At 59.6% G+C, this 13,781-nt stretch carries 11 protein-coding genes; 1 reads left to right on the top strand and 10 read right to left on the bottom strand.

Annotated features, from left to right (window positions below):
• Positions 1-326: 326 nt before the first annotated feature.
• The 8 genes from IEX27_RS03890 to IEX27_RS03855 all read right to left on the bottom strand — a co-directional run bounded on the left by IEX27_RS03890 (position 327) and on the right by IEX27_RS03855 (position 9,438).
• Positions 327-2,666: a DUF5906 domain-containing protein gene (locus IEX27_RS03890; protein WP_188719633.1), complete on the bottom strand. Its 2,340-nt coding sequence runs from the start codon at positions 2,664-2,666 to the stop codon at positions 327-329.
• A 345-nt stretch (positions 2,667-3,011) separates the two neighbouring features.
• Positions 3,012-3,221: a helix-turn-helix transcriptional regulator gene (locus IEX27_RS03885; RefSeq protein ID WP_210315497.1), complete on the bottom strand. Its 210-nt coding sequence runs from the start codon at positions 3,219-3,221 to the stop codon at positions 3,012-3,014.
• Between the two features lie 81 nt (positions 3,222-3,302).
• Positions 3,303-4,052, bottom strand: coding sequence for a hypothetical protein (locus tag IEX27_RS03880; RefSeq protein WP_188719631.1), 750 nt, complete (start codon positions 4,050-4,052; stop codon positions 3,303-3,305).
• 20 nt (positions 4,053-4,072) lie between these two features.
• A complete protein-coding gene (locus IEX27_RS03875; RefSeq protein WP_188719630.1) occupies positions 4,073-5,386 on the bottom strand; it encodes a tyrosine-type recombinase/integrase in 1,314 nt (437 codons plus the stop codon).
• Positions 5,387-5,647: 261 nt separating this feature from the next.
• The gene (locus IEX27_RS03870; protein ID WP_188719629.1) at positions 5,648-6,889 is read right to left on the bottom strand and encodes an MFS transporter; all 1,242 of its coding nucleotides are present in this window, start codon (positions 6,887-6,889) and stop codon (positions 5,648-5,650) included.
• A 123-nt stretch (positions 6,890-7,012) separates the two neighbouring features.
• Entirely contained in the window at positions 7,013-7,630 is a 618-nt protein-coding gene (locus tag IEX27_RS03865; RefSeq protein WP_188719628.1) for a L,D-transpeptidase, read from the bottom strand.
• 132 nt (positions 7,631-7,762) lie between these two features.
• Positions 7,763-8,278: an RNA pyrophosphohydrolase gene (locus IEX27_RS03860; RefSeq protein WP_188719627.1), complete on the bottom strand. Its 516-nt coding sequence runs from the start codon at positions 8,276-8,278 to the stop codon at positions 7,763-7,765.
• Positions 8,279-8,286: 8 nt separating this feature from the next.
• Entirely contained in the window at positions 8,287-9,438 is a 1,152-nt protein-coding gene (locus tag IEX27_RS03855; protein WP_188719626.1) for a divergent polysaccharide deacetylase family protein, read from the bottom strand.
• 159 nt (positions 9,439-9,597) lie between these two features.
• Here IEX27_RS03855 and IEX27_RS03850 point away from each other — a divergent pair, with 159 nt between their 5' ends.
• Positions 9,598-10,968 (top strand): IS1182 family transposase, encoded by a 1,371-nt coding sequence (locus IEX27_RS03850; RefSeq protein WP_188719625.1) that lies wholly within the window; start codon positions 9,598-9,600, stop codon positions 10,966-10,968.
• A gap of 139 nt (positions 10,969-11,107) precedes the next feature.
• Here the strand turns inward: IEX27_RS03850 and IEX27_RS03845 are convergent, their stop codons facing one another.
• On the bottom strand, positions 11,108-12,433 hold the full coding sequence (locus tag IEX27_RS03845; protein WP_188719624.1) for a S41 family peptidase: 1,326 nt from the start codon (positions 12,431-12,433) through the stop codon (positions 11,108-11,110).
• On the bottom strand, positions 12,423-13,703 hold the full coding sequence (locus IEX27_RS03840) for a murein hydrolase activator EnvC family protein (RefSeq protein WP_188719623.1): 1,281 nt from the start codon (positions 13,701-13,703) through the stop codon (positions 12,423-12,425). Before IEX27_RS03840 ends, IEX27_RS03845 begins: the two co-directional genes overlap by 11 nt.
• Positions 13,704-13,781 lie beyond the last annotated feature (78 nt).

Here is a 13,781-nt window from a genome sequence, read left to right as displayed (position 1 = left end):
TCAAAAACTTATGCTTTGTGAGTTGGGTGAGCGGGGTAAGCACGCACTATTGAGTTCGGTAGGGATAGACGCCGCCGCGCTCCATACGTGCCGGTGCACCACCGCATATCACCCCTAAATTCCATATAACTAATATCGCTCTGCTCACCCTTCTCACTCTACTCTCGAAAATTAACATACTGAAATTATTGTCTTTTTTTGAGCGGCGTATGGCAATTTTTGAGAGGTTTGAGCAGCGGGACTAGATTTCAGTTTGCTGTTGGCAGAAAGGGTGCGATTCCCGGTGAGGAAAGGCCGGAATAGAATCCCTGCCTTTCTGAGCGCGACTACGCCTCGTTGCCGTCTGCATCTAGAACAGTTCCACCCAAGGCGGTATTGGCTTCTTTGGTAGCGGTCCGTAGGTCCGGTAGCACATAGGCCTGGAACTGTTTCCCGTTTGGGCCGCGCGGACGGCGAGGGCTTGCGCTGGGGCAAAGCTCCCGGACCCGCCGAAATACTTCGACGGCAGAAATCGGGTGTTGGACGCGCTGCCGCTGACGCCATGCCTGAAAGTCATCGAAAAGCGAGTTATTCCGAACGACCACCGTACCGCCGGACCAATCGGGCATATTGTTGTTGGCATCTGGCAGCGCTCCAGGGGCATGTCCGTTGCTCAGGACTTCGAGCCACCATGTTGTGATCGGGTCCGCTGTTGCCCCGGCCATCGCAGCCTTTGCGGCTGTGGCGATTGGCTTCTTCGGATCGAAACCGGAAAGATCGCGTGCCTGCAAGAACTCAATGAACGCATTGCGTCCGTCGAGCGTGTCCCACTCACACCACAGCGCCGCGAAATAGGCGTTGTCTTGCCGATGCGCGTCCGATACGTCTATCACAGTTGCCCGGCGGTCGTTAGGTTCGACCGGGGCGGCTGCAAGCGAGTTGGATAAGATCATAACCGCCATATGGTTAGGAACTGTCCGAGGCGTTTGGCCCTTGTGCTCGATTAGCAGCGTCGGCTCCGTAGTACGAGCCTTGTAAGCGCCTACGTCTTTGGGGTTTTTCCCAAACATTGCTTCATCAATGAGGACAAGTAGCTTCCCCTCAAGATGCCCAGAAAAGCGGCCTAGTAAATGATCGGATTGCGTCACGTGCAGTGAATACTTCGGGCCAAATATGTCCAGCATCATGCGGCCCAAAGTGCCTTTTCCTGTGCCCTGCGCTCCGATAAGCACAAGGTTAACCCCCGGCTTCTCAAGTGGGTGCTGCACAACCCATGCCAGCCAGTTCAGCACATACTCATAGAGTGCGCTGTCGCCCGAGCAAATTACGTCTCGGATAAACGCAAGGATGAGTTTGCACGAACGCTTTTGACCGTTTGGTAGAGCCCGACGTTCTGCCCTGCTTGATGTGTCAGGCAGTCCGTGGAACAAGTTCAGCGCGCCTTTTGGCTCTCGCCCGGGGTACCACAAGCCCATTTGCTCGTAACGCGGGGTTTCTACTCGGTCTAGCCATGCAGAGCCTAAACCTCTGGCGGGGCCGGTAGGGCGGGGTATCCTTCCCATACCGTTGTAGTAGGTGGTGAATTGCTGGATACCGAGCACATTGTAGTTGGTAGTATCCGCTGACAGGTCAACTACACCGTTGATTGTCATGACTAAGGCGAAGCGCGCGTCTAAGTCCGCGAGTCTTTGGCTATGTTCTTTCTGTCGTTTCTCTGCTGTTAGTTTGGCGCGGGCTTCGATCCGCGAGGCTTCGTCAAGCAGGCTCTCCGGGGTCCGCCCACCTTCTGCCGCGTCGTGGTACTCGAACGCCTTCGACGCTAAGAAGTCTTTAGCCGTGGCCGGAAGTCCACCGAAGTCCATGCCCAACGCGGTCCGCGTCGCCATCTGCTCGTCGTACTGCTCCATTATCAGCCGCGTGAAGTCCGGCGTCCGCAGGTGCTGGCAGTGCCCGTGGTTGCACTCCATTAGGCCGTTGCCGAGGAACGCGAAACCCGTGTCCGCCCGGGATGTGTGCTGCGCAGCGTTCGGACAGATGGCTTCGACCACACCGGCGCGAACCTGTGTCGGGTTCAAGCCAATCTCTTGCGCGAGCTGAATGATGGGCTCGGGCCGGTTCATGTCGGCCGACCTATGCAGCGTCCCGGCGAGGCTCGACCCGCCTTGCCCCACGATCTCGTCAGCCTTGTCGTACCAGTCTGGCCCGGCCAAGATCGTGGCGGCCTGCTCGATGTCCAACCCGGCTTCGAGGTCCACCCCGACGAGCCGAACCGGGACGGGCCCGCCGTGCTGCTCGATGTAGGCAGGCTTGGAGTTGTGGCCGAAGGGCATGCGGATATAGCGGGCGTCGTCAATCAGAGGATCGGACAGCCCGAGGCGGCCCAACTGCTCGCGGACGACGCGCAGCGCCTTGACGCGCTTCTCGTCGTCAAACTCAATCGGGGTGTCGATCCGCCAGACCCACGTTTCGTTACCCGGCGAAGTCTCGATCTGGTAGCTCGGGGGCGGGAAGCCCATCGCAATCAGGGCTTCCCACCTGTCGGGATCGACCTTCGTTCCAATGTCGTCAGCGAACACAAGATAGTGGCGTATCACGGCCGCGGTCGCGCGGCGATCCGCCCTTTCGTCCATGAGGCCGATGGCAAAGTAGATGTCGTTTTCAGGAGGAATCGCGACGGTATCATTCAAGCGCTGCCCCTTCCATCGAGCATTCTCGATCCGGGGGAAGTTGCAAACCCAAACGTACTCAGTGTTTGGCCCGTAGATGCTTCTAAGAAAATCGGTTATGTCCGGCAGAATGGAATCGCTGTGGCCTGCGGGACTATTGTTGGGTATGGGCTGAAGTTCTGCGGATTCTGTGCGAACGTGCGTCTGGCTTTTGTCGGCCATCGTGTTTATAGTCTCTATTGTTTCAAGGGGTTGACGGTCGCGCCCGCTCTCCGGGACGGGCACCACGTTGGGCAAAACGTGGAGTGCGTTTATCAGAGACCATTTCAGCGGCCCGCCTCACAGGCGGGCTGTTTTTAGGCGATATTATGCAGAGTTCCGTTCAGCTGCGCGGGCAATGATCCAACCGTCGATTTCATTTTCTAACCAGGCAGACGCTCTCGCACCCAGCTTAATCGGCTTGGGGAAGAGGCCTTTGGCAACAAGGCGGTATATGAAGGTGCGACCCAATCCTGTGCGTGCCATGACTTCAGGAAGACGGATAAGGCGTTCGGGTGTTTGTGCGGCGTATAACATTGTGCCCTCGTGCGTTTGTGAATGCATGAGGGCACAATGGGATTTCGGGATCGGTCTAGTCCAGGGTGTCTTTCTTGAGTTTTACCCACCCCTGGCTAAGTTCCAAAGCTCATCAACTTTGTTAGGTTGTAAATCAAAAGGTCCCCACCAGATTTCTCCCCTGGCGGCTCGTTCAGCTTCCTCTTGCAATTGCTCAAAGGATGTACCCATAAAGGCGGCAGTGTCTGCCTTCCAGTCCCTCCAAGTACGGTCAAAACCCGAGCCGTCGATATTGTCTTTTCGAGGGTGCCCAGGTGTCGGTAGAACGCGCTCGCGAGCCTCGTTCTCCCTGATGCCTTCCCTGGCCTTCCGGTAGAGAACCGCCAATACAAGCATTGCTCTCGCGGTCCGTCTAAGCGCTCGTTCGTCGCCCCCAGCTGTATTCAGGCGCATTAGATCCATGCGTCCCGATTTCTCGCCCATCAAATTCCAAGCGATGTTCTCCCAAACAAACGACCGAAAGCTCTCCGGCAAGATGTGCTTTTGATCACCAGCTACACGGCGCAGTAAGTGAAAGAGGGTGGCCGCTTGACAACGTCGCCAGAACTCGGAGGGATCGTCCGGCTTAAATTGCCCTGGTGGTTCATCGGAGGGCGGTTCGTTCTTGATAACCGCAGCAAAGGCCGCAGTCTCCAACTCTTTGGCGATCCCGCGCCCCCTCGCGAGGTCGGCTACGAACTTCCAGTATCCTTCCGGGTCTAGCTGTCCACCATTGGCTGCGGCATCATCTAACAAGCGCCTGAGCCCGTCTTCGAGGTCGGTGCGCTCCCTCGGTTGGAATTCGCCCGACAAGATTTCACCAAGCGTGCCCCTCACACCTGCCCCTTTGTTTTGGCTTGTATCGGAATGACGTTCTCTTCCAGTGTGAGACTTCTGCCAGAACAGTAGGCTCCCCACGCATCCAGCAGGACACGCCGCCGCTTAACCGCTTGCCCGCGTCGGTAGGACCCTTCGACCTCGCTCAGCTGGTGGGCCAAAGTTTCTTCGGCCAGCCGAGGATCAAACTCAGTTTCGTCGCTCACCCAATCCCGAAAAGCGCTGCGGAAGCCATGCGGGACATACTGGTCTATTCCCATACGACGCATGACAACTCGGAGGGTCATATCACTAATCGGAGCACCGCACTTTGCGCTGGGAAACACATAGTCGCCCTTGCTTGGTGACTTAATGTGCAATGCGCGCGCAATTTCCAAGATGGCAAGCATCCGGTCGGTTAAAGGAACGATATGGTCTTTGCGTTTTGTATCCCGCCGCGTTTTCATCCGCCCGGCCGGGATTACCCATATTCTTTCTTCAAAATTGAATTCGCTCCACTGGGCGAGCCGGACCTCACCGGACCGGGTGGCGGTCAGAATCGCGAACTCTAAGGCAAGCGCACCGCTGCCCGACCTTTGGCGCAGCGCGGCAATAAAGTCCGGGACATCTTTGTAGGGCATTGCGGGCAGATGGCCCTCTGTCAGCTTTCGCGGCGCTGTAAGCGTAGCGTTGAACAACTCCCACCGAGCTGGATTGTCGTGATGGTAAGCGTTGTTTTGCTTTGCGTGGTCAAAGAGTGCTTCGAGGCGTCCACGTATGCGGCTGGCTGTGACGTGTTTTTCGTCCCAAATAGGGGCCAACACGGCAAGAATATCTTCCCGTTTTATATCCGCTAGCTGCAGGTCACGTAGTGCTGCAGTGTGATGTGTGAATGTGCGCTGCCATTGATAGATATGCTTAGCGTTGTGAAATCCCTTTGTTTTCCACGGCAGGAATATCTCGTCGGCGTAGCTCCCGAAAGTCGCGGCCCGTGCTTTAGCTAACGCTGCGGCCCGGTTAACTTCTGCCTCACGCTCACTTTCCACTATGGGATCTAGCCCGCGGGCAACCAAGCTCTGCGCATGTTGAGCCTTTTCGCGGGCTAAGGACAGACTCACGGCGGGATAGCTACCCAAGCCCATTTCTCTCTGTCGGGTCTTGGACCCCCGTGATTCTTGCCGCACGATATAGTCAGGGTCCGAGGACGTGAACCGGAAGCCCCAACGACCACTTTCCTTTGTGGTAGCTCGGTAATAGAGGCCGTCGCCTACGTTGATGGTCTTCCCGGGGGGAGTGTTCTTGATTTCTAAGGCTGTTACGCGCTTTGCCATAGCCGGACCTCCTCTTTGAGGCCAGGCAGCCCGGACCCCGCTTTACCCCGAACTTAAGCCCGCGGCGCGCCACTAATATGCCCCTAAAAATTAGTGGCTGTCAACGCACTGTCTGGGATGTCTTGGGACAAATCGGAAGGATGCATTTAGTTAAGTTATTGAAAATTAATACTATGTGGAACGACCTGGATGCTTGGTGAACAAAAGTTTGGTGGTCCTCAGCTCCACCATTTTTCTTTGAAGCGCCGGCCCCGAGTCCGTCTATTCCCGTCCCCGCAAGTTCTTCACTTTCCTTAGTTCCGGGAACAGCCACGCCCAGACCGCGGCGACACCCATTGCGCCCACGCCTCCGAGGATGACGGCAGGGCCGACTCCGATCAGCGCGGCCATCGTCCCGGCGCGGAATTCGCCAAGCTCGTTGGAAGCGCCGATGAAGACCTGATTGACGGCCGAGACGCGGCCGCGCAGTTCGTCAGGCGTCCAGAGCTGGATCAGCGTCTGGCGGACGAACACGCTGATCATGTCGGCCGCACCCAGGCCGATCAGCGCGAGGATCGACAACCATGCGATCGTCGATGCGCCGAGGATGATGGTGAAGACGCCGAAGAGCCCGACGCAGAGCAGCATGACCAGCCCGGCATTGTTGCGCAGCGGATTGCCGGCAAGCCACACGGAGACGGTGAGCGCGCCGATGCCGGGTGCAGAGCGCAGCATGCCAAGCGCCCATGGGCCAAGGTCGAGGACATCACGCGCAAAGACCGGCAGCAGCGCAACCGCGCCGCCGAGAAGGACGGCGAAGAGATCGAGCGAGATCGCACCCAGCACAATCTTCTCGCGCCAGATATAGCGGAAGCCGCCGAGCAGCATTTCAATTGAGCGTTTCTCGGTCGACGTCCTCTGGTTTGGCTTGGGGATTGCGAAACACGCGATGGCAGCGACTGCGAAAAAGACGGCCGCAGTCGAATAGGCGACCATGGGCGAGATGCCGTAAAGCAGACCACCGGCAACCGGACCGCAGATCGTGGATGCCTGGTGGGCCGTGGAGTTCCAGGCAACCGCGTTAGGGAAATCCTTGGTCGGTACCAGGTTTGCAATCAGCGAGGAGCCGGCTGGTCCAAGAAACGCTCGGGCAAGGCCGAAGACGAACAACAGAGCGAAAACGGGCAGCGGCGACGAGAGCCCCCGCAGCGTCAGCGCCAGCAGCACGGCAACGCAAAGACCTTCGAGCAGAATGGAGAGGCCCATCACGAGGCGGCGACCCACACGGTCGGCTACAGCACCCGTAACAAGCACCAGCATCAGTGCCGGCGCAAACTGAATGATGCCCACCAGCCCAAGATCGAAGGGGTTTCGCGTCAGGTCATAGATCTGCCAGCCAACCGAAACGGAGACGATCTGGGTACCAGTGATGGAGAGGAGGCGCGCCGCCCAATAAAGGACGAAGGACTTGTGGCGGAACGCTGAATAGCGATCAACCTCCGCGGATGCATCAATGGATGTCATGACTGGTGCCGATTAGAGGGGCTGGAGACACCAGTCTAATATATGAGCGGACGATAAATCACCCGCTATTTCTGCACTGCAGCAAAATTTTTCGCCGATGAAACTATCGCCGACACAATAGACCTACGCCTGGATCACGACGACCTTGGTGCCGACCTTGGCGCGAGCATAGAGGTCGATCACGTCGTGGTTCATCATCCGCACGCAGCCGCTGGAGACAGCCTGCCCAATGGTATGCGGCTGGTTCGTTCCGTGGATGCGGAACATGGTGTCCTTACCGTTGCGGTAGAGATAGAGCGCCCGGGCGCCGAGCGGGTTGTTCGGGCCACCGGGCACGCCGCTTGCGAACTGCAGGTTGCGCGGGTCACGGCGCATCATGTTTGGCGTTGGCGTCCAGCTCGGCCACTCTGCCTTGCGGCCGACAGTTGCGTTGCCGCGGAGCGCCAGGCCTTCCTTGCCGACGCCGATGCCGTAGCGGATCGCCCTGCCGTTGCCGAGCACGTAGTAGAGCCGGCGCTGCGGCGTGTTCACCACAATCGTGCCGGCTTCATACTTGCCGTCAAAAGGCACCTCGCGGCGGCGCAATTCCTCAGGAATTCTGTCGAGCGGGATGGCGCCGAGGGGATGATCTTCGCCCGGCCGAGCTCCGTAATTGTTGAAGTCGGCGACGCGCTCACGGGGAATACATCCAGCCGCAAAGAGCGGCAGACCAAAGATGAGACCTCTGCGTGAGATGGACATGTGACCCCCTACCGGTTTGATGCAACCACCGGAATAGATGGTTTATGGTTAAAGAAACGCTAAGATGGTGCCTGATCCTATAAGGAAGCACCTAGGACATGTTAATGTCCGAAACCATAGGAACAGTTCCACTCAATCTGCGAGATGGCGAAATACGGCGACGACCTGTTCGTAGACTTCGCGCTTGAATGGAACGATCAGGTCCGAAAGTTCATCCATATTCTTCCAGTCCCAAGCGTCGAACTCTGCCGTATGACCGCCCGGGGGTGGATTGATGGCGATCTCGCTCTCATCACCTTCAAAGCGATAGGCGAACCATTTTTGCGTCTGTCCGCGATACTTTCCCTTGAGCGCAACCCCGACCAGATGCGCCGGCAGATCATAGTTGATCCAGTGCGGAGCCTCGGCAAGTAAACTTACAGTTCGCATTCCGGTCTCTTCGTAGAGCTCGCGAAGCGCCGCCGTTGCCGGGTCTTCGCCTTCATCGATGCCGCCCTGCGGCATCTGCCAGAGCTGTGTTGCTCCATCCATCTCACCGTTGGGTATCATGATACGGCGGCCCATCCAGACGCGTCCTGCGGAATTGAGCACCATGATGCCCACGCAGGGCCGATAGGGAAGTGCGTCTGCTGCAATCGTCGTGTTCATTGCTGGTCCTATTGTTCTGGATCGAAAGCCGCCGCCGAGAACGGGATGAGTTCAATACCGCGTTTGCGAGCTTCCCGCGACCACTCTGTGACTGTGTCGACGGTCACATCGAGCGACGAGCCGATACCAACGGCTATCCCCTGAACGCGGGCGATCCGTTCCAGCTCATCGAGCTTGGCGAGAATGGCGGCGCGATCCGGCACAAGGTCGATCGAGGCGTCTGCGGCGGCGAAGGGCACACGCTGAACAAGCGCGACCTCTTTTGCAACGCTGCGGGCACTGGTGCCGTCGTCGAGGAAGCCGAGGCCGCGCGCGGAAAGCTCGGTCATCAGCGTGTCCATCGCGTCGGCGTCTGAAACGTAGCGCGCGCCCATGTGATTGATCACGCCTGTGAAGCTGGTGATGCGCGCAAGGTTCTTGTGCAGGTTGTCGAGCTGGCCGGCGGACTTGTCGCCCACCAAAAGCACATTGCCCCCGGGGTTCGCCCGCGGATAGTCGAACGGTTCCATCGGCACCTGCAGCATCACCTCGTGCCCCTCGCGTCGCGCCGTCTGCACCCAGCGGTCAAGGCTGTTGCCGAGTGGGGCGAAGGCGAGCGTGATTTCGGACGGCAGCTGCTCGATCGCCCGCTGCGAGCCTGTCTGCGAAATGCCAAGCCCCCCGATAACGATGGCGATGCGGGCGCCGCGCGCGCCTGACCAGGGGCGCGCATAGGCGTCGAAAGGCCGGCGACCCGTTTCGGCGTCCCGTATGGGAAGCTTGCCGTAGGCGGAATCCTCCAGCAGCGAGGGGTCGGGCAGGTGGGCGGTCAGCGGATTGTGGGCAAGCGTCGCAGGGTCCCGGATGATGAGCACGGGATCCGTGCCCTGATGCTGTTCAGGATTGACGCGGATGATGGCTGGAGCTGCCGGCGCCCGTTTCGGCGGAGTGGCGTCGACAGGCTTGGGCTGTTCAGGAGGCGGCGTCACCTTAGCCACAGCTTCGCTGAGCTTCTCTTCGAAGAAACGGTTCTGCCACAGGAAGGCGGCCGTAATCCCGGCGCCGGCAACCGCGCAGCAGACGACTGCCAGCAGTGCAATCTTCGTCTTTCTGCCGATCAAGGCACGCTTCGGCGTGACCTTTCCAATCGGTTCGTCAAGCTCTGTTCTGAATGGATCCATGCGCCCCCACTTAGATCAGATCGGCTTGTTATGGAAACGCCTTGATGATCCAAGCTCTGAACTTTTTTGGGTCGAATACAAAAAGGCCCCGTCAGTGACGGGGCCCCAGACTGCTGACAAACCTCTGGCGTTAGCCGGAGGTTTTTGATTCACTGGGGCATGTTGAAGAAACCTGCTCCAGTTCAGACGGCGATCGAGATGGTGACGCTCGAGAGCCTTGTTCCAGCAGATCACCTGCTTCGCGAGATCGACGCGGTGATCGACTTCTCCTTCATCCATGACCGCGTGGCGGGGCTCTACTGCGCCGACAACGGCCGCCCGCCGCTCGATCCGACGCTGATGTTCAAGGCGCTGTTCATCGGCTATCTGTTTGGCATCCGCTCGGAGCGCCAGCTGGTGCGCGAGATCGAGGTGAATGTCGCCTATCGCTGGTTCCTGCGGCTGAAGCTCACCGATCCGGTGTTCGACGCCTCGACGCTGAGCCAGAACCGCAGGCGGCGCTTCAACGGCACCACGGTGGCGCAGGACATCTTCGACGCGATCGTCGAACAGGCGATCGCCCATGGCCTGGTGGACGGCACCGTACTCTACACCGACTCGACGCACCTGAAGGCCAATGCCAACAAGGGCAAGTACGACCTGGCGATGATCGCCAAGTCGCGCGCCGATTACTGGGCAGAGCTCGACCGGGCGATCGAGGCCGAACGCGCCATGCACGGCCAGAAGCCGCTGAAGGAAAAGGAGCGCGAGGCGGTGGTGAAGGAGACCAAGGTCAGCCGAACCGATCCGGACGCCGGCTACATGGTGCGCGAGGGCAAGCCGAAGGGCTTCTTCTACCTCGATCACCGGACGGTCGACGGGCGCCATGCGATCATCACCGATACCCATGTGACGCCGGCCAGCGTGCATGACTCGATCGTCTATCTGGAGCGGCTCGACCGCCAGCGGGCGCGCTTCGGCTTCGATGTGCGGGCGGTGGGGCTTGATGCCGGCTACGCCACGGCAGGCATCGCCCGGGGGCTGGAGGAACGCCAGATCCTTGGCGTCACCGGTTATCGCAATCCGACCCCGCCGCGCGAGGGCATGATGCGCAAGTCTAGGTTCATCTACGAGAAGGACGCCGATGGCTACCGCTGCCCGGCGGGCCAGCTGCTTGGCTATGCCACCACCGACCGCAACGGCTACCGGCACTACCGGTCCGATCCCGCCCATTGCCGCGACTGCCCGCTGCGGACCTCCTGCACCAGCAATGCGAAGGCGGTGCGCACCATCACGCGGCATGTCTGGGCGGAGGCGCGCGAGCGGACGGACAGTTACCGCAAGACGCCGTGGGGCAAGGCGATCTACAGGCGGCGCAAGGAGACGGTGGAACGCTCGTTTGCGGATGCCAAACAGCTGCACGGGCACCGTTATGCGCGGTTCCGCGGCCTCATGAAGGTAACGTGGCAATGCCTGCTGGCAGCCGCCAGCCAGAACATGAAGAAGATCGCCCTGGCGCTTACCCGGAAACCACACATGGCCGGGGCGTGAGGCCGCGGGCCCCTCTTCATCTTCTCTGCGTAAACGCCCGCAGCGACGCCTTCCCGTTCCAACGAAAAACCCGCCAAAAAAAATCGGCGGGTTTGTCAGCGGTCTGGGGCCCCGTCAGTGACGGGGCCCATGTATTCGGTCAGCGGTTCATGACCGCCTTGTCCGGGTTTGGTGGGAACGCCGGGTCGGTCTTCTCGCCGCGCAGCAGCTCAAGCGCATACTTCAGCTGCATGTCCTCGGCTGGATCCTGAGGAACGTAGGCGATCGAACCCGATCCTTCCTCGCTCTCCTCTTCACCCTTGATGTGACCCTTCAGGTCGGACTCACCACGCCTTACGGCCTGGTTCTTGAGATCGTCCGGAAGCGGCTGCTCGACCTTGATGTCAGGCGTGATGCCCTTGCCCTGGATCGATTCACCGGACGGCGTGTAGTAGAGCGCCGTGGTCAGGCGCAGCGCGCCATTCTCGCCGAGCGGGATGATCGTCTGGACCGAACCCTTGCCGAACGACTGGGTGCCGACCACGGTCGCGCGGCGATGATCCTGCAGCGCACCGGCCACGATTTCGGACGCGCTCGCCGAACCGCCGTTGATCAGCACGATCACTGGCTTGCCGTTGGAGATGTCACCCGGTTGCGACGTGAAGCGGGCGATATCGCGTGCTTCACGGCCGCGGGTCGAAACGATTTCGCCACGATCCAGGAACGCATCGGAGACGTTCACCGCCTGATCGAGCAGGCCGCCCGGGTTCAGGCGCAGATCCAGAACATAGCCCTTCAGCTGGTCTTCCGGCACTTCCTTCTGGATTGCCGCGATGGCTGCGTTCAGGTCGTCCGTGGTCTTCTCCGTGAACGAGGTGACCTTCAGGTAACCGACATCGTTTTCGACGCGGAACTTGACCGCCTTCACCTTGATGATGTCGCGGACAACCGAAATCTTGATTGGCTCGGTCTGTCCCTGACGCAGGATGGAAAGCTCGATCGGCGTGTTGACGGCGCCGCGCATCTTGTCGACGGCTTCGTTCAAGCTCAGGCCACGAACTTCCTCGCCGTCGATCTTCTCGATCAGGTCGCCCGAGAGAACGCCGGCGCGAGCGGCAGGCGTGTCATCGATCGGTGCAACGACCTTGACGAGTTCGTTTTCCATGGTGACTTCGATGCCGAGACCGCCGAATTCACCCTTGGTCTGAACGCGCATGTCCTTGGCGGCATCAGCGTTCAGGTAGGAGGAATGCGGGTCGAGCGAGGTGAGCATGCCGTTGATGGCACTCTCGACAAGCTTCTTCTCGTCTGGCGGCGTCACATACTGTGCGCGCACACGCTCGAAGATGTCGCCGAAGATGGCGAGCTGCCTATAGGTTTCGGTGCCGGCCGCGTTCGCCACGATACCGCTGGTGCCATGGACCAGGCTAACGGCGGACGCTCCCATCAGTGCGCCGGCGAATAGCAGCGTCAGTTTACGAATCATGTTCCGTCCTTCCAGCAATGTCCCGCGTCCACCAGGGCTTGGGGTCGACCGGTTTACCGTCTTTCCTGAATTCTACATATAATTCCGGCGTTGTGCCGTCAAAGGATGAGATCGCAATACTGGCCAGCCTCGCCTCGCCCATGACACCTACCGGTTCTCCCGCCAGAACGGACTGTCCCAAGGAAACATTCAATCGGCTCATCCCTGTCATTACGATATGATACCCGTCGCCGGGGTTCAGTATCAATAGCTGTCCATAGGATCGGAAGGGCCCCGCGTACAGAACAGTCGCATCTACCGGAGCTGTAACAATCGCGCCCGATTGTGTCCTTAGAATGTCGCCCTTGAGGGGGCTTCCGAGCCCATCATCATCACCAAATCGTGATCCGAATGTACCTGAAATGGGCAGGGGCAGAAGCCCCTTGCGCTTGGAAAAAGCAAGCTTGTCGGAGAGGTCCGTGTTCGGCGCTTGCTCGGCTGCCGTCTCCTTGGCGCGACGCAGCTTCTCGATCTGGTCTTCGAGGCTGGCGATCAGGTCCTGCAGGCTCTTCGCCTGTGAGGCGAGCTCCTCCGCCTGCTTGCGTTCCGTATCGATATTTGTTTCGGCTTCAGCTTGCAGCCGCTGCTTTTCCTTCAGCAGCAGGCTGAGCCGTTCCTTCTCTTCCGCCTGTTCGGTCTGCTTGGCAAGCAGCCGTTCCTGCTCGGTGCGGATCGACTCCGTGACCTTGCTGAGGTCTTGCAGGTCCGCCAACAGCGAATCCGTCTCCTTGCGCAGTTCCGGCACGACAGAGCCGAGCAGAATGGCGCTACGGACCGAGGCGAGGGCGTCTTCAGGGCGCACCAGAATGGCGGGAGGAGGGTTAAGGCCCATGCGCTGAAGGGCGCCCAATACCTCGGCCAGCACGCCGCGTCGCTGCGAAAGGGACATGCGCAGCGCCGTCTCCTGCTCGTTGAGCCCGACAAGCCGTTCCTGGATCTGGGTGATGTAGTCGCTTAGCTTGCGCTCGGTCTTGGCAGCCTGGATCAGTGCCGACGTGAGTGCGGTGCTGTCATCCTTGATGGCTGCGATCTCGGCTTCAAGCTGCTCCTGCCTTTGCGTGGACAGGGCGATCTCGCGCGACAGGCGGCGGTATTCGTCGACGCTGTCCTGCTGACGCGCTTCAAGCGTGTTGAGGTTCTGCGCTGGAGCATCCGCCACAAAGGCGAAGGAAATCATGGCTGCGAATATGGCAGCGATCCTTCGTGGGGAATGGAAGCCTGGCAGTCTCATCTCAGCGTCGCTTTATCCAATCTCCCGCTTATAGCGTGTCATCATTAACGAAGTATCAACCACGTTGACGCGCCCGCC

It is taken from the genome of Nitratireductor aestuarii, assembly GCF_014641695.1.
In the GTDB taxonomy this organism is placed as follows: domain Bacteria; phylum Pseudomonadota; class Alphaproteobacteria; order Rhizobiales; family Rhizobiaceae; genus Chelativorans; species Chelativorans aestuarii.
This window is presented reverse-complemented; position numbering and strand designations above follow the sequence as displayed.

What these genes read in the sequence shown, in the direction of transcription:
- IEX27_RS03885 (WP_210315497.1), bottom strand. Translation starts at nt 3,221, where the DNA reads ATGTTATACGCCGCACAAACACCCGAACGCCTTATCCGTCTTCCTGAA.
- IEX27_RS03875 (WP_188719630.1), bottom strand. Translation starts at nt 5,386, where the DNA reads ATGGCAAAGCGCGTAACAGCCTTAGAAATCAAGAACACTCCCCCCGGG.
- IEX27_RS03870 (WP_188719629.1), bottom strand. Translation starts at nt 6,889, where the DNA reads ATGACATCCATTGATGCATCCGCGGAGGTTGATCGCTATTCAGCGTTC.
- IEX27_RS03865 (WP_188719628.1), bottom strand. Translation starts at nt 7,630, where the DNA reads ATGTCCATCTCACGCAGAGGTCTCATCTTTGGTCTGCCGCTCTTTGCG.
- IEX27_RS03860 (WP_188719627.1), bottom strand. Translation starts at nt 8,278, where the DNA reads ATGAACACGACGATTGCAGCAGACGCACTTCCCTATCGGCCCTGCGTG.
- IEX27_RS03855 (WP_188719626.1), bottom strand. Translation starts at nt 9,438, where the DNA reads ATGGATCCATTCAGAACAGAGCTTGACGAACCGATTGGAAAGGTCACG.
- IEX27_RS03850 (WP_188719625.1), top strand. Translation starts at nt 9,598, where the DNA reads ATGTTGAAGAAACCTGCTCCAGTTCAGACGGCGATCGAGATGGTGACG.
- IEX27_RS03845 (WP_188719624.1), bottom strand. Translation starts at nt 12,433, where the DNA reads ATGATTCGTAAACTGACGCTGCTATTCGCCGGCGCACTGATGGGAGCG.
- IEX27_RS03840 (WP_188719623.1), bottom strand. Translation starts at nt 13,703, where the DNA reads ATGAGACTGCCAGGCTTCCATTCCCCACGAAGGATCGCTGCCATATTC.